This window comes from Salinicoccus jeotgali, assembly GCF_055379195.1.
Genome location: NZ_AP043830.1, coordinates 886,150 through 905,446 on the forward strand (window position 1 = coordinate 886,150; position 19,297 = coordinate 905,446).

The 19,297-nt window shown below is 46.2% G+C and carries 19 protein-coding genes and 1 riboswitch; of the genes, 15 read left to right on the forward strand and 4 right to left on the reverse strand.

What is annotated here, in order from left to right:
• Positions 1-51: 51 nt before the first annotated feature.
• From ACZ43I_RS04445 to ACZ43I_RS04500, 12 genes are all read left to right on the forward strand, one after another.
• Entirely contained in the window at positions 52-606 is a 555-nt protein-coding gene (locus ACZ43I_RS04445; RefSeq protein ID WP_344701457.1) for an ECF transporter S component, read from the forward strand.
• Between the two features lie 5 nt (positions 607-611).
• Entirely contained in the window at positions 612-2,006 is a 1,395-nt protein-coding gene (locus ACZ43I_RS04450; protein WP_344701458.1) for an ABC transporter ATP-binding protein, read from the forward strand.
• Positions 1,999-2,790: an energy-coupling factor transporter transmembrane component T family protein gene (locus tag ACZ43I_RS04455; protein WP_344701460.1), complete on the forward strand. Its 792-nt coding sequence runs from the start codon at positions 1,999-2,001 to the stop codon at positions 2,788-2,790. Before ACZ43I_RS04450 ends, ACZ43I_RS04455 begins: the two co-directional genes overlap by 8 nt.
• A 123-nt stretch (positions 2,791-2,913) precedes the next feature.
• A complete protein-coding gene (locus tag ACZ43I_RS04460) occupies positions 2,914-3,339 on the forward strand; it encodes a YlbF/YmcA family competence regulator (protein WP_344701462.1) in 426 nt (141 codons plus the stop codon).
• Between the two features lie 168 nt (positions 3,340-3,507).
• Complete coding sequence (gene mutS / locus ACZ43I_RS04465; RefSeq protein WP_344701464.1) at positions 3,508-6,024, forward strand: DNA mismatch repair protein MutS; 2,517 nt, start codon at positions 3,508-3,510, stop codon at positions 6,022-6,024.
• Between the two features lie 4 nt (positions 6,025-6,028).
• The gene (mutL, locus tag ACZ43I_RS04470; RefSeq protein ID WP_344701466.1) at positions 6,029-7,882 is read left to right on the forward strand and encodes a DNA mismatch repair endonuclease MutL; all 1,854 of its coding nucleotides are present in this window, start codon (positions 6,029-6,031) and stop codon (positions 7,880-7,882) included.
• Between the two features lie 11 nt (positions 7,883-7,893).
• A complete protein-coding gene (locus ACZ43I_RS04475) occupies positions 7,894-8,769 on the forward strand; it encodes an alpha/beta hydrolase (protein ID WP_344701468.1) in 876 nt (291 codons plus the stop codon).
• Positions 8,762-9,691, forward strand: a complete 930-nt coding sequence (gene miaA, locus ACZ43I_RS04480; protein WP_344701471.1) for a tRNA (adenosine(37)-N6)-dimethylallyltransferase MiaA — start codon at positions 8,762-8,764, stop codon at positions 9,689-9,691. Before ACZ43I_RS04475 ends, miaA begins: the two co-directional genes overlap by 8 nt.
• Positions 9,692-9,693: 2 nt before the next feature.
• The gene (hfq, locus tag ACZ43I_RS04485) at positions 9,694-9,888 is read left to right on the forward strand and encodes an RNA chaperone Hfq (protein WP_344701473.1); all 195 of its coding nucleotides are present in this window, start codon (positions 9,694-9,696) and stop codon (positions 9,886-9,888) included.
• A gap of 154 nt (positions 9,889-10,042) precedes the next feature.
• The gene (hflX, locus tag ACZ43I_RS04490) at positions 10,043-11,278 is read left to right on the forward strand and encodes a GTPase HflX (RefSeq protein WP_344701475.1); all 1,236 of its coding nucleotides are present in this window, start codon (positions 10,043-10,045) and stop codon (positions 11,276-11,278) included.
• Between the two features lie 26 nt (positions 11,279-11,304).
• On the forward strand, positions 11,305-12,531 hold the full coding sequence (locus ACZ43I_RS04495) for a methionine gamma-lyase family protein (RefSeq protein ID WP_344701517.1): 1,227 nt from the start codon (positions 11,305-11,307) through the stop codon (positions 12,529-12,531).
• Between the two features lie 181 nt (positions 12,532-12,712).
• A complete protein-coding gene (locus tag ACZ43I_RS04500) occupies positions 12,713-13,315 on the forward strand; it encodes a DUF6241 domain-containing protein (protein WP_344701477.1) in 603 nt (200 codons plus the stop codon).
• 142 nt (positions 13,316-13,457) lie between these two features.
• On the opposite strand, the gene ACZ43I_RS04505 is transcribed toward ACZ43I_RS04500, so the two are convergent.
• The 4 genes from ACZ43I_RS04505 to ACZ43I_RS04520 form a co-directional block, all read right to left on the reverse strand.
• Positions 13,458-14,762: a nucleobase:cation symporter-2 family protein gene (locus tag ACZ43I_RS04505; RefSeq protein WP_425568290.1), complete on the reverse strand. Its 1,305-nt coding sequence runs from the start codon at positions 14,760-14,762 to the stop codon at positions 13,458-13,460.
• Complete coding sequence (locus ACZ43I_RS04510) at positions 14,762-15,346, reverse strand: xanthine phosphoribosyltransferase (protein ID WP_344701479.1); 585 nt, start codon at positions 15,344-15,346, stop codon at positions 14,762-14,764. The genes ACZ43I_RS04505 and ACZ43I_RS04510 overlap by 1 nt, the downstream gene beginning before the upstream one ends.
• Before the next feature lie 73 nt (positions 15,347-15,419).
• Positions 15,420-15,521, reverse strand: a riboswitch (purine riboswitch).
• 196 nt (positions 15,522-15,717) lie between these two features.
• Positions 15,718-16,215, reverse strand: a complete 498-nt coding sequence (locus ACZ43I_RS04515; RefSeq protein ID WP_344701481.1) for a CueP family metal-binding protein — start codon at positions 16,213-16,215, stop codon at positions 15,718-15,720.
• 80 nt (positions 16,216-16,295) lie between these two features.
• Positions 16,296-17,168: a ketopantoate reductase C-terminal domain-containing protein gene (locus tag ACZ43I_RS04520; protein WP_344701483.1), complete on the reverse strand. Its 873-nt coding sequence runs from the start codon at positions 17,166-17,168 to the stop codon at positions 16,296-16,298.
• Positions 17,169-17,257: 89 nt separating this feature from the next.
• On the opposite strand from ACZ43I_RS04520, the gene panB reads away from it, so the two are divergent.
• The 3 genes from panB to panD are packed head-to-tail and all read left to right on the forward strand — an operon-like array spanning position 17,258 to position 19,292.
• A complete protein-coding gene (gene panB, locus ACZ43I_RS04525; RefSeq protein ID WP_344701521.1) occupies positions 17,258-18,064 on the forward strand; it encodes a 3-methyl-2-oxobutanoate hydroxymethyltransferase in 807 nt (268 codons plus the stop codon).
• Entirely contained in the window at positions 18,064-18,903 is an 840-nt protein-coding gene (gene panC, locus ACZ43I_RS04530; protein WP_344701485.1) for a pantoate--beta-alanine ligase, read from the forward strand. The genes panB and panC overlap by 1 nt, the downstream gene beginning before the upstream one ends.
• Positions 18,900-19,292, forward strand: a complete 393-nt coding sequence (panD, locus tag ACZ43I_RS04535) for an aspartate 1-decarboxylase (protein WP_344701486.1) — start codon at positions 18,900-18,902, stop codon at positions 19,290-19,292. Before panC ends, panD begins: the two co-directional genes overlap by 4 nt.
• Positions 19,293-19,297 lie beyond the last annotated feature (5 nt).

Below are 19,297 nucleotides of genomic sequence, written 5' to 3' on the forward strand. Positions count from 1 at the left end.
TTATTCTCTAATGATTTCAGGAGGGTATTAAAATGAAGAAAATCTTTAACATTGACAGACGTTTTGGTGACCGTCGTCGTTTCACTCGTGTTTGCAGTCATCTACTCAGTTTGGGGGGCATTCTACACAGCTTTGAAACCTCTCGGCATCCATCTAAATGAATTGGTCTATGGCATGTGGTTCATCGCGCCGGTCATCGTATATCTCATCATCAGGAAACCGGGGGTTGCATTGATTGCGGAATTTGCAGCAGCCTCGGCTGAAACCATAGTCCTGCTGCAGTTCGATGTCATGCTTATTATCTATGGACTTATCCAAGGGTTGGCCTGTGAACTTGTTTTTGCCATTGTACGATATAAAAGTACAGCGTTGATGGTAGCTGTATCAGCAGGGACAGCAGCGGCGCTCTCTACACTGCCTTTGGATTGGTACTATGGTTACCTTGCCCATCTCGAAACATGGAACCTGATTCTGATGGTTGGCTTCAGGATATTAAGTGGGGCAGTGGTCGCAGGGTGGCTTGCACATATCCTCTATAGAGCATTGCTTGAGACAGGTTTCCTTAAACTGCTCGGTCAGTATAAGGAAACAGAAAGGGGGGCATAGATGGTATGGAAGTGGTGAATATGGCATTGCAGTTTCGGGGCGCCAATGCCCCATTGTTTACGGACATGAACCTGCAGATAAAAGAAGGTGAAAAAGTTCTGATAGTAGGACCGAGTGGTTCCGGCAAAAGTACTTTATTGAATATACTGAGTGGCCTCATGCCACGCGTCATTGATGCACTGCTGGAAGCGGACCATATGGATTTGCTTGGTGAGGGTGCTGTGGTCTTTCAAGACCCTGATTCTCAGTTCACCATGCCTACAATCGGTGAAGAACTTGCTTTCATAATGGAGAATAATCAAGTGCCTGTCTGCGATATGACCTCGAATGCCTTATCCGTATTAGAGGCGGTGGGGTTGGAAAAACCTCTTGATGCTCAAATCAGCAGCTTATCGGGCGGCATGAAGCAAAAACTTTCGATTGCTTCTGCATTGCTCCAGAAAGCCGATACTTTCTTTTTCGACGAGCCGACAAGCATGTTGGATGAAAATACTGCCTGTTCTTTATGGGAGACGATACAGGAAGTGTGGGAAGAGCGTACTGTAGTAATTGTCGAACACAGGGTTGAACACGTGTGGTTTAGAGTGGATCGGATTATTTTGTTGAATGATGAAGGCTGTATCGCCGCCTCCGCCACCCCGGATGATATGTTAAATGACAATAGGGAAGCATTGGACGCTCTAGGGGTATGGCATCCCCATTCTTGGCAGAACGCGCCCCGGTTCGCCAAAAGCACGGGTAATGGCATGCCGCTTCTGCAGATCAAAGGTCTTTCAATAAACAGAGCAGGAGACGAGCTGCTTAATGTGGATGATCTGCATATATCAAAAGGGCAGTGGATCACACTGGAAGGAAAGAATGGAAGTGGCAAATCAAGTTTCATGATGGCTGTCATGAAACTGATGCAAACACGGGGTGAAATCATATTCGAAGGTCGGCGGATACGGAAGACCAAACAATTCCAAGGGGCACTCTATCCGGTTTTTCAGAACCCCGAGCTCCAATTCATCACCAATAGCGTCTTTGGCGAAGTGCTCATCAACCTGGAAATGCACTATGATGAGGCGGAAGCTGAAAGGAAGACGGGGGAGGTCCTTTCAAGGATGGGCCTCTCCCATATCAAAAGGCTGCACCCGCTTGAAATATCAACAGGACAAAAGAGGCGGTTAAGTGTCGCAACGGCCCTCGGCGGAATCCCGCAGATCATTTTTTTGGACGAACCGACATTCGGATTGGATGCGCGCCATACGTTCAAACTGCTCGAACTGATGCATGAGCTGGTTGAAGGTGGTACGACGATTATCATGATCACCCACGATAAAGAAATAAAAGAACGCTATCCCTCGCGGCGTCTCCAGATCCATGACGGTATAATGAAAGAGGTGGGTAGCGGTGTTTGAATCGATAAAACGCTATTCTACATTTATAGATGGGACCAACCCGCTCACAAAAATAGCAGTGGCCATCTGTCTATTTGGAACTGTGGTATTAATACATGATCCCAATCATCTATTCCATCTGTCGCTTTGGATGCTTTTATTATTTTTAGTCATGAGCGGAATTGAACTCAAGTATCAAGCATTGTTGATTGCCGTAACCATTTTAACAGGGCTTATTTCCAGCGCATATATGGTTTTATACGGTGAAGGTGACACGACCCTATTTGAATTTGGTCTTGTGCACATCACTGAGGAAAGCGTAGTGAGAGGACTTCACATAACGATGCGCGGTCTGACGCTGTCATTTTTCGGTTCGCTCATCATTTTTACTACCAGGTTGACTGATGTATTCTACAGCATGATGCAACAGGGGAAAGTAAAGCCGCAGTACGCCTATTCATTTATGGCATCGATTCGTATGATGCCTGTTATAGTCGAGGAGTTCATCACTTTGAGGAGGGCGCGCAAAGTACGCCGTTCATTGATCAGCCGAAAGTATATAGGGGGACTCAGAGGATTCACGAGCACGGTGGTGATATTGCTCAGCCAGAGCATCAGACGGGCACATCGTCTTTCGGTGGCGATGGAATCGAAAGGATTCGATGATGGGGTGCGGACCTATTACCGGCAAACTAGATTTTCCGGATATGACGTCTGTTTTATAGCACTCATTGCTGTAGGTGTCATTGCATCTTACTATTCAGGACAGTGGATAACGCCTTTTGGTACATCCGATGCAAGATAATGAAAGAATCGCTTTGAAATATAGTGATAAAAGATATATACTGATAGGAGATTTTAATAATCCGTAAAATATCATCTGCTATAAATGAAAGCCGGATGCAAAATATGAAAAGGTGGCAGTCGAATGTATACGAAGGACGATATTGTAAATGAAGCGAAAGATCTTGGCAAGATGATCGCTCAAACCGATCAGGTGGAGTTTTTCAAAAAAGCCGAAGCCAAAATCCATGAAAATAAAGAAGTGCGCGAAAAGATGGCCAGTTTGAAGAGTCTGCAGAAGCAGGCGGTCAATTTCCAGAACTACGGTAAGGAACGGGCCTATCAGATGACTGAGGAGAAGATCAAAAAGATCGAAGCCGAGCTGGATGAAATGCCGATTGTCGATCAGTTCAAGGAGTCCCAAGGACAAGTGAATGAACTCCTTCAGATGGTCTCACACGCAATCAGCCAGACTGTAACAAACGATATAATCACCTCAACCGGTGGGGATCTTCTCCAAGGTGAAACGGGCGCGGCAATGGAAAACATGCCGAACCAGAAAAAAGACTAGACATTCGAGAAGCTGCATATCCTTTTGGGGTATGCAGCTTCTTTTTCGCTTTATGTGTATGGATATAGTGGGAGCGCCGTTGATGCAAGAACAGTCGGTAAGGTTAAACAATGAAAGCGACACATGATATAATGCAGTTATATTTAAATCGATAATGGAAGTGTTTAAATGTCTACAGTTACACCTATGATGCAACAATATTTGAATATAAAAGATGAACATCCCGATACACTGCTTTTCTACAGACTCGGCGATTTCTATGAGCTTTTCTATGAAGATGCAATCACGGCAAGTAAGGTGCTGGAGATTACATTGACTTCAAGGGATAAGAAGAAAGATCCGATACCGATGTGCGGGGTCCCATATCATTCGGCTGATGGCTATATTGAACGCCTCATCAATCAAGGCTACAAAGTTGCGATATGCGAACAGATGGAAGACCCTAAAAAAACAAAGGGCATGGTCAAGCGTGAAGTAGTACGCATCATTACACCGGGTACTCTGATAGATGACTTTGGCATGGATGATGGACGGAGTAACTACATACTGGCGATCGGGGAAGCTGAAGGAGCATTCACTGTCGCCTACTCCGATATATCGACCGGTGAGATACAAGCGTTCACAACGGCCCAACTCGCCCTTTTAAAAAGTGAGATTGAGCGCATCAATCCACGGGAAATCGTTGTGGAAGAACAGATAACAGGCGTTTTATCAGAAATTTACCGTGATCCTCCAATCAATACGCCGTATAAGGCAAACGGGCATTTCAGCCTGAACTGCGATGAAGGTATAAGTGAAGCGGAGAAGGAGACACTTGATCTTCTCATATCCTACATTAATGCACACAACATGAAAGAGTTGAAGCACTTCAGGCAGGTCAAAAAGCACCGCATCAACGAGACGATGCAGCTGAATTATGCCGCCATCGCCAACCTCGAACTTCTTGAAAGCCTACAAACGAGAAAAGTGAAAGGTTCCCTGTTTTGGTATTTGAACCGTACCGAAACACCTATGGGGAAGCGCAAGCTCCGCAAATGGATCGAAAGGCCTCTGTTGTCAGAAGAACTCATCAGGGAACGGCAGGACACTGTTGCCGTGCTGCTTGAAAGCTTTCTTGAGAGGGAAGATATCCGGGAATTACTGAATAACGTATATGACATTGAAAGGCTGGTCGGAAGACTGAGTTTCGGCAACATCGATGCAAAAGACCTGGTCCAGTTGAAGGATTCGCTAGAAGGCCTGCCCCGTATAGCCGATGCACTTGAGAAAACAGGACTATCCACTTCGCCGTTATTCAAGGATTTTGATGTGTTGGATGATGTCCACAAGGTGCTGGAAGAAAGCCTGTCGGATACACCACCTAAAACCATAAGAGAAGGTGGCATATTCAAAACGGGATATGATGCACAATTGGATGAATATCGCTATATCGCCACCAACGGTAGAAAGTGGCTCGATGACTACATTGCAGGCGAGCGGGAAAAGACAGGCATCAAAACACTCAAGGTGGGATTCAACAAGGTTTTTGGCTACTACATTGAAATATCCAAGGGCAGTGCAGTCGACTTCGATGCCGAAGCATTCGATTACCAGCGAAAACAGACGCTGGCGAATGCTGAACGATTCATCACTCCGGAACTGAAGGATATGGAATCAAAGCTTCTGAGTGCGCATGATGAGAGCATCATACTGGAATATGACTTGTTCATTGCACTGAGAACGCATATGGAACAGTTCATCGGACGGCTGCAGTATACGGCCGAATTAATCAGTACTCTCGACTGCCTTGTGTCCTTCGCCACTGTTTCAAATGACTACAGGCTTGTCCGTCCGGCGTTCAGCGATGGTGAACTCAGCGTCAAGGAAGGACGTCACCCGGTCGTAGAAAAGGTGATCGGTGAGAACACCTACGTGCCGAACTCGCTCGATATGGATGATGAAACTTTCATCTACCTTATTACCGGACCCAACATGTCCGGCAAAAGTACTTATATGCGTCAGACCGCAATCATCAGCATAATGGCTCAAATCGGAATGTATGTGCCTGCACAATCTGCAATATTGCCGATCTTCGATCAGATATTCACACGCATCGGTGCGAGCGATGATCTGGCGAGTGGCAAATCAACATTCATGATTGAGATGATGGAGGCTAATGAAGCGTTGCTTAATGCGACAGAAAACAGTCTCTTGATATTTGATGAAATCGGCCGTGGAACATCGACTTATGACGGTATGTCATTGGCGCAGGCCATGCTTGAATATATCCATGACAACATTGGTGCAAAAACACTGTTTTCAACGCATTACCACGAAATGACCCGGCTCAGCGGTGAGCTTGAACATTTGAAGAATGTCCATGTAAAAGCAACTGAATATGACGGTAAACTGATTTTTCTCCATAAGGTCAAGCCAGGCGCTGTCGAAAAAAGTTATGGCATACAAGTAGCAAAGCTTGCAGAACTGCCGGATGCAGTTACAAAGCGGGCGCACGAACTGCTTAAAGCCTTTGAAGACGGTACAGGCGTGGCAAGCCAGCAACTCGCACTGCCCCTTGACGATACCGAAAATGAACAGTTGCATCCGGTGATGGAGAAACTGAAATACGCCGACATCAATCAGATGACGCCGATCGATGCTTTGATGAAACTACAGGAGCTGCAGAATGAAATGAAGGGGGAATGATCCAATGGGCACCATAAAAGTATTGGAGAGTGCCATACAGAATAAGATTTCAGCAGGCGAAGTGGTGGAGCGTCCGAGTTCAGTCGTCAAAGAGCTTTTGGAGAACTCCCTTGATGCAAATGCGACTGAAATAGAAGTATTCATAGAAGAGTCGGGCATGAAGAAAATCCGCATCGTCGATGATGGTGACGGCATCCATCATACGGATGGCCCACTCCTTTTCCAACGGCATGCGACCAGTAAGATCTCATCTGATTATGACTTGTTCCAGATCCGCTCACTCGGTTTCCGCGGAGAGGCACTGGCCAGCATTGGCGCTGTCGCCAAAGTCTCTGTCGAGACGAAGCATCGTTCTGGCGACCCTGTATTCATCCGCTTTGAAGGCGGGGAACTAATGAGGCAGAGTCCTGGTAAGGAACGACAGGGAACTGACATCACCATTACAGATCTGTTCTTCAATACACCTGCCAGGCTCAAATATATCCGTTCGTTGAAGACTGAGAGCGGAAAAATTATTGATGTGGTACAGAAAATGGCGATGGCGCATCCAAAAGTGAGCTTCCGACTGGTGTTGGATGACCAGCAGAGATTAATGACCAAAGGCAACGGCAACCTCAAAGAAACCATGAGCGATATATACGGCCTCAATGTTGCACGCAACGCCGTTGAAATACAGGCACAAGATGCCGATTTCAAGATACATGGATTCGTGGTTCGTCCAGAGATCAATCGCAGCAACCGCAATTATATGAATATTTCCGTCAATCAGCGCCACATTAAAAGTTTCGCTTTGTCACAATCCATAGTCAAGGGCTTCCACACACTGCTGCCCAAAGACAAATATCCAATTGCCGTGATTGATATTGAAATGGATCCGAAGTTGGTTGATGTGAATGTGCATCCCGCCAAAATAGAAGTGAAGTTCTCGAAGGAGAGGGAATTGAACCATCTGCTTGAGAAAGCAGTGCTTGAGAGCATGAGGAAAGAAGTGCTCATCCCTGATGTGGCAAAAAAGACACAGGACAGGCAAAAGCCTATCCAAGATGCGATTGATTTCACCCAGCCGAATCCATTTGATCGCCCAAGGTATACGAAGCCCCCAATGCAACATGATTTTGAGGAGCCGCAAACTGAATGGCCCAAAACAGAGTACTCGGTAGAACCCGTGCGCACCATCGCCCGGGAGGAGGGACCTTCATCTGAAACTGCTCCTCCACCGGAACCGGAAGAAACACACGTCCCCGAGCCATCCGAAAGCGAAGTCCAAGCGGAAAAGCTGCCATATATGGAGATAGTTGGTCAACTCCACGGCACCTACATCATCCTCCAGAACGATTCCGGCATGTACATGATGGATCAGCATGCCGCACAGGAGAGGATCAAGTATGAATACTATTCCGCAAACATCACTGCTGGAAAAACAGCTGCCGTACCGCTCCTCATCCCATATACGTTCGAATTTCCGATGAATGATATAATAGAGATAGATGGGAAACTTGAGAAACTTAAACAATTGGGCTTTGATATCGACAAGGTCGGTCCGACACAGTATGCCGTAACTGGTTACCCGAATTGGATTGATGAGAGGCGCCCGGAAGAGGACATCGGGGAACTCATCGATTTTGTCAGCGGGAAGGAAGACTTTTCGGTAAATCAATATAAAGAAGAACTCGCAATCATGATGAGTTGTAAGCAGTCCATAAAAGCCAACCATTATCTGGATAAAAATCAGATAGAAGCACTGATCGAGTCGCTACGCAGCTGTTATTCACCTTATACATGTCCGCACGGACGACCTGTGCTCATCCATATGAGCACATATGAAATCGAGCGGATGTTCAATAGGATCATGAAATAGGATGTGCATATATGAGAATGATCGAAAAGATTATAAATAACAATGGCAGAGATATAGAGGTCAGCATATTCATTCCGGATGAGCCCATATGTGCAATTCAACTGATGCATGGCATGGCCGAACATAAAGGGCGCTATACTGCAATGATGACCTGGCTTGCGATGAATGACTGTATGGTGATCATGCATAATCATAGGGGACATGGACCTGAAGCAAAAAAGCTAGGGCATTTCGAGTCCCTCGACGTTCTGGCTGATGATGCCATTGCGGTGTCCCGCCTATTGCCGGCAAATATCCCGTCATTCATACTCGGACATTCGATGGGTTCCATCATTGCCCGCAGGTTATTGGAGCAGAATATTTATGATGGCGCAATCATTGTAGCGACGGGCAATAAAAAATCCCTGATTGAAACCATGGGCGTCAAACTACTCAAGCTCCTTGCGGCCGTCGCTCCGGAATATCGCTCCCCGATAATCAACAGTGTGGCGGTGTCGGGATATGATGGTGCATTTAAAGGTGAACAGAAAAACAGATGGCTATCGGAGGATGACTCCCGTGTATCTAACTACAATCAAGACCCTTACTGCGGCTTCCTGATGAGCAACCGGGCATTATTTGAGATTGCCCGCAATATCGATGAAAGTCTTGAGAAGAAGAATTTGAAGCGGTTGAATGCGGATGTGCCGATACTGCTTATAGGCGGTAAATCGGATCCATTCTCGAAGTATGGTGCTGACATCAGGAGTTTGGGTCGGACCTACAGGAAATATGTGGATTCCGTGACCGTACAACTCTATGAAGAGAGCAGGCATGAAGTGCTGTTTGAGAAGAACCGTGCACAAGTTTACAATAGACTGTTAGGGTGGGTGAGGAGACATGTCTGAAAAGAAGAAACTTCTGATACTCGTTGGGCCTACGGCCGTAGGTAAATCTTCACTGGCCGTTGAGATCGCCAAAAGATTCGACCTTGAAGTCATTAGTGGAGACTCTATGCAGGTCTATCAGGGCATGGACATTGGCACCGGAAAGATTACAGAAGAAGAGATGGATGGCGTCCAGCATTACATGATCAATGTCATGCCGCCTGATACGACATTCTCCGTCCACCAGTTCCAACACCATGTGGAGGATCTGATCGATGAATTCCATGAAGATGCCCGCACCCCCTTTATAGTAGGGGGGACCGGACACTATATCCGCGCTCTGGTGTACGGCTATGAATTCGATGAAGAAGATGATGAAGAAAAGAGAAGGTTGACTGGCCACTTCGAAAAACTGGCTACCCCCGTTCTGCACAATCAGCTGCAGCGCATCGATCCGAAAAGTGCAGAAGACATCCATCCAAACAACCGCAAGCGGGTGATCCGAGCCTTGGTGAAACACGAACTGAGCAACAGGATCAGCAACAGGACGGGCCCTGGCTACACAGATGAAATGAAATATGATACATTTATAGTAGGATTGACACGCAACCGTAAAGTCCTTCATGGACGAATCCGGGAAAGGGTCGAAAAGATGTTCGAGATGGGGCTTGAATCAGAAGTTCGTAAATTACTGGATGGCGGCCCTTTATCGAAAACAGCGAGTGCGGCAATCGGCTATAAGGAATTTATGCCCTATTTTGAAGGACATGGAACTTTGGATGATGTTAAAGAAGCGATCATTCAACATTCAAGGCAATATGCCAAAAGACAACTTACATTTTTTAGAAATCAGCTGCCTGTAACATGGTACGATCTGGATGTAGTCGATACGGATATAATATTGGAAGATATATATCAATTTCTGCAGGCGAAGGAGAGATAAAAATGGCAAGTCTTAATTTGCAGGATACATTCCTGAGTGACTTCAAGGAAACTGAAGTGGAAGTGACGGTATTCCTGGTCAATGGGTTTCAGATGCGGGGTACAGTAATTGATTTCGATAAGTACGTGATCCAGCTCAGTTCCGGAGGCAAAGATCATTTGATCTATAAGCATGCGATCAGTACATTTACGAAATAAAAGGACATCCCACTAGGTGGGATGTTTTTTTAACCTCCAGTGGAGTTACTTTTTAAAGCAATTAAATGTGTTAATGTAATCTAGGAATCCAGCATCTGTTGGCTGAACAAGCACACCGTAGTAAAGAGCAGCATTAAAATTCGGAGGTGTCATAATGACTCATATATATAAAGGTGTCATCATTGCAGTCGATACACCGGACCGCACATCGATAGACACCGAGGTGGAAGAGTTGAAAAGTCTGGCAGAATCCGTCGGTATAGAGATTGTCGGCGTCCATATCCAGAACAGGACCCGGGTCGATGCACGCTCCTATGCAGGTACAGGTTTTCTGACTGAAACGGCTGAAGTCTACGGGGAAGATGATCTGATAGACTATACCATCGTCAACGATGAAATCACGGCAAGCCAGAACCGTTCCATTGAATCCTATATGGATACTAAGGTAATTGACCGGACACAAGTCATATTGGACATATTCAGTATGCGTGCCCATTCGAAGGCAGGCCAACTGCAAGTCGAATTGGCACAGCTCCAGTACCTCGTACCGAGGTTGAAGGGTCAAGGCATCAATCTGTCGCGCCTCGGGGGTGGCATTGGTACAAGAGGGCCAGGGGAGACGAAACTGGAAACCGATAGAAGGCATATCAACCAGCGTATAAAAGAAATCAAGAAGCAGTTGAAGACGGTTGAAGCCCATAGGGAGAGATACCGGGCACAGCGCAAGCGCAACCAAGTCGTAAAGGTTTCATTGATTGGCTATACGAATGCAGGCAAATCTTCACTGTTCAACACAATGGCAAAAAGCGATACGTTTGAAGAAGATGCACTCTTTGCCACACTTGACCCTAAGACGAGGCAGATTGTATTGCCTTCTGGTTTCGAGTGCATCATATCGGATACGGTGGGCTTCATCCAAAACTTGCCGACGACATTGATTGAAAGCTTTAAATCGACGCTCGAGGAAGCGGCGGACAGTGATTTCATCATCCATGTCATCGACAACAGCACCGATGCGCTCGGTACCCACTACGATACTGTAAAGCAACTGATCGAACAGTTGGGGATGGATGACATACCGTCATGCGTGTTCTTCAACAAGACGGACATTGATGATGGGCGTTATCTGACGCCTGGAGAACCGCATGCCTATGTCAATAAGGACATGGCTGGAGAAGAGATTTTGGGCATATTGGAAGATTTCCTGAAAGAGACGATGGAAGCCTACCATGTCACATTGCCAATCTCTGAGCCACAGAAAGTCTATGACCTGAAACGTCATACAATCGTAGAAGAGGCGCTTTTGGATGAGGATGATGGATCCTACAGCTTCAAAGGCTTCGAACCACCAGGAGACTGGAGTAGAAGAATCGTTCAAAGAGGAGAATAAGTGTGAACCATACTGAAATAGCGAAGATGGTGTCTGACGCCGTCGAAGAGATTGACCCCATCATAAAAAAGAATAAAAAGATAGGACAGGCGAACTTCAATAAAGTCATGTCGGCGTTCTATGAAAATGGCGTCACCGAAAGCGACTTCAGCGGCACGACCGGTTACGGATACGATGACACAGGGCGGGATAAGCTCGAGGATATCTACAGCGCAGTGTTCCGCAGTGAAGATGCACTGGTCAGAAGCCAGATCATCTCAGGGACGCATGCCATCAGCCTGGTATTACTATCACTGCTTGAGTCCGGTGATGAGTTGCTTTATATCAGCGGGGAGCCATATGATACTTTGGAAAAGGTGATAGGAACAAGTCATGACGATATCGGGAGTCTGATGGAAAAGGGCGTAGAATACCGCTCTGTAGATCTGGTCGACGACCATTTTGATGAAGAGGCGATTATGGCGGCAATCAATGAAAAGACCAAGATAGTCGCGATACAGCGCTCCCGGGGCTACAGCATGCGCAAATCTCTGACTATAGCTGAAATGGAAGAGATGATCCAAAAAATTAAAAAACAGCATCCTGAAGTGATTGTCTTCGTCGATAACTGCTACGGTGAATTTGTGGAGACACGTGAACCGATAGAAGCCGGAGCGGATGTAATTGCCGGCAGTCTGATCAAAAACCCGGGCGGCGGTATTGCGCCAATGGGAGGGTATGTCGCAGGCAACACGGATATCATTACGCGGGTAAGCTATCGGCTGACCGTACCGGGAATAGGCAAAGAAATGGGGGCAAGCCTAGATGGCCTCAAAGACATGTATCAAGGCTTTTTCCTGGCTCCGCACACGGTAATTGAAGGGCTTAACGGTGCGGTATTGACGAGCCACCTGTTGGCTTCGGTGGGACTCAAGACAGATCCACTGCCGGATGCTGAGCGGACAGATCTGATCCAGAGCGTCACATTCAATAGGGAAGAAGAGATGATCACTTTCACCCAAATGATCCAGAAGGCATCCCCGGTGAATTCCAAGTTCCTGCCTATACCGGATGATATACCAGGTTATGAAAACCCGGTCATCATGGCTGCAGGCACATTCATCCAAGGTGCATCCCTAGAACTGAGCGCAGATGGACCGATCAGAAGTCCCTACACAGTATTTGTACAGGGTGGGCTGGTCTTCGAGCATGTTGTCTATGCTTTGACCATGGCCATTCTGGAAATGGCTGAAAAAGAAATGATTGAACTATAGGAGAGGCGACCCCATAGGGGCCCCCTCTTTTATTTATTCCAATACTATTCAATGATATGACGGTTCTGCCTTTGTCATCAAACACAAGAAGTCCAAAAGTAAACAAAACGGCTTGACGCATGTTGGTCATGATTTAAAATCGAAAATAGTAGCCATGGACAACTATCAGAAAGGGGATTCAATGAAAAAGGCAATCATATTTTCGATTTCAACCTTTATGGTAATCACTACATCCGCCGTCTTGGTCATCTTATTCATTAGCATCGGAAGTTCGTCCGAAAGCGTTGAAAAGGGCGAACCGGAGGCTAATCTTTCGGCACCGAATGATACCGACATTCTGGAGGAAAAGGAAAAGATCAAAGAAACTGCCCTCAAGTACGAAGACAAAGTCGAGCCTGCGCCGGAAAAAGTGGAAGATAAAGTCGTCGATATGGTTCATCGAATGTCGCATCAAAAAGTACGAGCAGAGAAGAAATGGGGGCACTTGAAAATTACGGAAAAACGACTTGACGAAGTGATTGACTTACTCGAACAATACGATGTCAAAGACAGAACGTTCCTACATAAAGAAATGCTCGAATGGAAGAATGGCGATTTTTCCAATTCCGTAAAGGTACATAATATATTGACACAACCTGATATACCACATGCAGTAGTCGAAGGAAAAGCGTACGGGCTATTGTCGAAGAAAGAAGAACAAACCTATATCCAAAATCATTTCGACGAAGTGGACGACATTTCAAAAGAGGAAGACGAAGGATATCAAAATCGAAATTCTATGTAAACACAGGCTCCTGTAAAGGGGATCTCTTTTTATGTGTGGTATATGCTTTAACCCGTGGCCCTTATGGAAATGGCTGAAAAAGGAATGATTGAACGATAAAAGAGGCGTCCCTGCCAAGCGACGCCTCTTTTATAATGTAATACTATTCAATGATATGACGGTTCTGCCTTTTATGTCTAAGGAAGCCCAAGCGGGCATTGAATGCAATATTGAGTATAATCGCCGTCAGGCTTCCGAGGACGATGCCGCTTTCCGTTATGACAGCTAAACTGTCAGGCACGATCGCAAAAAGGTCGGGCAAAGCCGTGACGCCAAGGCCCATACCGATCGATATTGCAACGATCATCAGATTGTTCTGGTCCTCAAAGTCCACTCTTGAAAGCATCTTGATGCCGTATGAGACAACCATCCCGAACATTGCCAGCATCGCACCGCCAAGGACCGGGGTCGGAATTGCCACTGCTACAGCACCGATTTTTGGAACGAGACCGAGCAGAATGAGCATGGTGCCTGCAATATAGATGATTTGTCTGCTTTTTATGCCTGAAAGCTGGACGAGGCCGACGTTCTGGGAATAGGTGGTGTAGGGGAAGGCATTGAAAATGCCACCGAGCAGGATCGCCCAGCCCTCTGCCCTGTAGCCTCTTTTCAAATCTTCTTGTCCGATATCCTCATCGCATATGTCTCCAAGGGCAAAGTAGACACCAGTCGCCTCTATCAGACCGACGATTGTCACGAGCATCATCGTCATTATAGGCACTATATTGAACTCGGGCAGCCCGAAGTAGAAGACTTTGGGAAGATGAAGCCAACTGGCCGCACTGACTGCACTGAAATCCACCATTCCAAAAAAACCACTGATGAAAGTCATGATCACTATGCCGCATAGTATGGCAATCGATTTCAGGAAGCCTTCCCCGAATCGGAACAGCACCAATATGACTGCAAGTGTACCGAAACCAAGTGCGAGATTCAGGCCGGATCCATAGTCGGCACTGCCCTGGCCACCGGATATATCATGCATGGCGACCGGCACGAGAGTAATTCCGATGATGGTCACTACGGAACCTGTGACCACAGGCGGAAAGAATCTGATCAGTCGGCTGAAATATTTCGCAATGATGATGACGAACAGACCTGCAGCAAGGATTGCCCCGTATATTGAAGGGATGCCGTAAGTATTGCCTATGGCAATCATCGGGCCAACAGCAGTAAATGTACAGCCAAGGACGACCGGGAGTCCGATGCCCGAATATTGCCTTTTCCAGGCCTGTAGGATTGTTGCGACGCCGCACATCATGATATCGATGGCAATGAGGTAGGTGAGCTGTGCGGGGGTCAAGCCGATGGCGGCGCCGACGATCAAAGGGACGACCACCGCGCCGGCATACATGGCAAGGATATGCTGGATGCCGAGTGAAAGTTTTTTAAGTGAAGACATCTGCATCACACTTCCACTCCAGACATGAAGGTTATCTCACCTTCCGTCAAAGAGGCGATCCGGGCAAGGGAATGGACATCGTATCCAGCAGTACGAAGTATTTCGCCGCCTTCCTGAAAGGCTTTTTCGATGACGATGCCGATACCGGTTACTGAAGCTTCAGTCTGTTCCACAAGTTCGAGCAGACCTTTAGCGGCTTCTCCATTTGCCAGAAAATCGTCGATGATCAATACTTCATCATCGGGTGAGATGAATTTCTCGGCGATGGCGATGGTATTAGACTCATTTTTAGTATAGGAGAAAACGTCAGCCGTCAGCAAACCTTCGTTCAACGTCAATGACTGGCGCTTTCTGGCAAAGATTACAGGGATGCCAAGTTCAAGCCCCGTCATGACCGAAGGTGCGATGCCGGAAGATTCCAGCGTCAATATTTTAGTTATTCCGCGGTCTTCAAACCGTTCTTTAAACGCTGTTCCAATTTCTTTCATAAGTAATGGATCAATCTGATGATTCAGGAAATGGTCGACTTTCAATACTGTATCTGAAAGCGCCGTTCCTTCATCTAATATTTTCTGTTTAAGCAACTCCACAAAATCCACTCCAAAATTTTATTTTGAAAAAGCCAAAAGCACACATCATGAGATGAGCAGACTTCAAGTGGTTGCACGAGAGTTACTCACTCATAGTCAAGGCGTTTACGGCGCCCCGGTAGAAACTTGCAGGCCATATTCCTGCGATTATATGAGTGCTTTGTATTCAAGATGCTTATTATGATAACACAAAAAACGAACCTTTCAATAAGAATAGTGAATCAAGTTCATTTTTTGGAGGTTAATAGCATCAAATATCATATTAACTTTCGTTAATGAGGGTAGATGCCCTAAAAAATTACAAAAAAAGTATCCTTGCTGATATGAATCCCTAAATTGAGATTTTGGTTCCACATCAGCAAGGATGCTTTTTACTTTTCCAGTTGAAAATCTGTCAGGCAGGTCGAATCATTCTCATATGTTGAAAACGAGCCCTCGGTTTCATAGTCGCCATACGTGATGGTGATATCATATTCACGGTCCCGCGGCAGCCACAGATCTATAAAGCCATTCTCAAGAGTCTCCATATTTTCATCCACATGGACCTCTCCTTCTCCATCGGTAATCTTTACATGTATCTCCTTGGACTCCAGTTCACCCTGACATCCTGTCAGGCTATGGAATTCGCACGGGTGCGTGTAATTGATGAACGGTGCAATCGATACAAAAAATTCATCGTCAGGCAAGTCGTACCGCTCCTCCTTATTTTCACCGATGATGAGTTCCGAACCAGTGATGGAAGCTGCTTCCGCTTCCTTGTTTGCACTGTATTGATCAACCTTTTCCTTTATGCCCATTTGGCCATCCTCTCCGCTGCATCCGGCAAGAAAGAAAATAAGCGCCACAAATGGCAATACTAGTCTCTTCATGATCATACACTCCTTCTGACCATCTATTTTAGCATGAATAAATGTGTCTTAGGCACGATGTATGAAATGACACAATATAGTCAATATCCACGCTTATACTGGTATGCCTCCAACAGGGTGACAATGACGTCCAAGACGGGGGTTTCAAGATTCCCCTTCTTACCGTAGAGATACTTTTGTATATAGATATACTCCGTTTCTGCATTCGCTATGACGTCGTAGTACATGCTCGTGCCCATTTCCGGATTATAGTTTTTGTAGATTGCCATGGCCCTATCTGTAAATTCCGGCGACACGATTTCCCGCTCATTATTGACGATGGCCACACCTTCCTCTAGAAGGCTACGGGTCAATTGTGTCACAGACTCCAGATCAAAGATCTTCGATGTGTTTTTTGACAAAGCTGTTACAGAGTTGATGCCTAGGTTGATCAACAGTTTTTCATAGCGGATACGTTCAAAATCCTCGCTTTTCTTTATCTCCAATTCTGTCTCCGGATTTTTATCCAATGCTGTAATCAAACGATCAATATTGGGGTGGGGGTTATCCTCAATCAGTAGCGTGGAATCCTGGAAATGTTCAATTATGTCATTTTTCTTCTGTCCACTGATATAGACTACAGCAGGCACTGGCCGATTGAAATATCGCTCATAGCCCATGCCGTTCTCGCATAGGATGACCTCCGTCCCTTCATTGATGAGATGATGGAAAGTTTGGCTGATATTGTTTAATGCGGTCGCTTTTACCGCGATGAATACTATGTCGAACGGTTCTCCTTGATAGGCATCCATCGTTTCTATCCTGTAAGGATAAAAAAATTCCTCTCCCGCTTCAGAAATGGTGAATCCGGATTTTGGCTGTCTGCCGAACAACACCGTATCATAATCGAGCATATTCAGCTCTCGGGCGATGACACTGCCTACAGCACCTATGCCAATCACTGCAATTTTCATTTTTTAATCCTCCCGACGTATTTCGACCATCCAAATATATGGTAAACTAATTATAATTATAATAGGCTTTAAATAAAAGGAGCAGTATGATGAAAACAACCAGTGAATGGAGTCAGATGAAACAAAATGGCGAAAAGATCACCATGGTGACCGCCTATGATTATCCAAGTGCAAAACAAAGTGAGGCAGCAGGGATGGACATGTTGCTTGTCGGTGACTCACTCGGCATGACGGTGCTTGGATACACCAGTACAGTGCAGGTGACGACTGGAGATATGATCCATCATGCCAAAGCCGTCAGGCGGGGTGCCCCAGACACATATATGGTGGTCGACATGCCATTTGGTACCTATCACGCGAATGACGATACAAGCTTGACAAATATGCTGTCTTTGTATCAGCAGACAGACGCCAATGCCATCAAACTTGAAGGGGTAGACTGCCTGCCCATCGTCAAACGAGCAGTGCGGGCTGGTGTACCAATCGTCGCGCACCTTGGATTGACACCCCAGTCAGTCGGCGTGACAGGGTTTAAAATGCAGGCTGGCACCCAGGAAGCGGCCATGCAGCTGATTGAAGACGCCAAGGCAATGGAGGCCGCTGGTGCATCAGTGCTTGTACTTGAGGCGATTCCATCAGATCTCGCCGAGAAGGTGACGGAAGTCCTCACAATACCAACCATCGGCATCGGCGCAGGTAAAGAGGTGGATGGACAAGTACTGGTCTATCACGACCTGCTCCAGTATGGCACCGAACGCCTGCCGAAGTTCGTCAGGTCGTATGCGGATTTCAATACTGCTGGGATAGAAGGTTTGTCCGCTTATGTACAAGCTGTAAAGAATTCGGAATTTCCCGATGAAGCCACTACTTATAAGAGAAAGGTTTTTGAAGAGTAATGAAAAATACAGACACAATAGAAGGCATACGCAACATACTAAAACCTTTAAGGACAGGGGATATTGCATTCGTGCCCACTATGGGCTACTTGCATGAAGGTCATGTTGCGCTGATAGAAGAAGCGAAGCGAAAGGGTGATGCGGTAGTGGTCAGCATCTTCGTCAATCCCCTCCAATTCGGGCCGGACGAAGATCTGGAAAGTTACCCGCGGGATCTTGAGAGAGACTTGGAAATATGCAGACAAGCTGGAGTCGATGTGGTGTTCCATCCTTCTGAAGAAGAAATGTACCCAGAGCAACCAGAACTTCAACTGTCTTTGAGATCCATGGCATCGATACTTGATGGTGTCAGGCGACCCGGCCATTTTGAAGGGGTAGTGACCGTGGTCAATAAATTATTCAACATCATTCGTCCTGACTTTGCAGTGTTCGGAGAGAAGGACCGTCAGCAGTTGATGATCATAAAACGCATGGTCCTGGACTTCAACCATGAACTCAAGGTAGTTGGTGTGCCGACCGAGCGGGCGTATGATGGATTGGCAAAGAGTAGCCGAAACGTTAATCTCTCCGAAAACGAACGTACTGAAGCTCCTGAAATCCATCGCGCGCTTGTAAAGGCGCAGGAAAGCATAAAACACGGCAAGGTTGACGCTGAAGCGATCAAAGAGGGCATAAGGACTCACATCGAATCAAAGACTTCAGCAGTGGTGGACGATCTGCAGATCTATACCCATCCAGGACTTGATGCTGTTCAAAACATCGAGGGGAATGCTATAATATTCATTGCTGTAAAGTTCGAAAGAACACGGTTAATAGATAATATGTTGGTGATGAAATGATCAGAACAATGATGAATGGCAAGATCCATCGTGCAAAAGTTACAGAAGCAAACTTGAATTATGTCGGCAGTATCACTATCGATCCTGATTTCCTTGATGCAGCCAATATCCTCCCGAATGAGAAGGTCCAGATCGTCAATAACAATAACGGCGAGCGGATCGAAACATACGTCATCGAAGGCAGGCGGGGCTCCCGTGAAATATGCCTGAATGGGGCAGCAGCCCGAAAAGTACAGGTGGGGGATACAATCATCATCATCAGCTATGTTCAGCTGGATGACAGTGAATTGGAAACATTCAAGCCGAATGTCGTACTGATGGGTGAGGATAATACAATCGTAGATGAAGCATATTTTGAAGAGAGACAAACTGAATATATACCCGGATAAAGTAA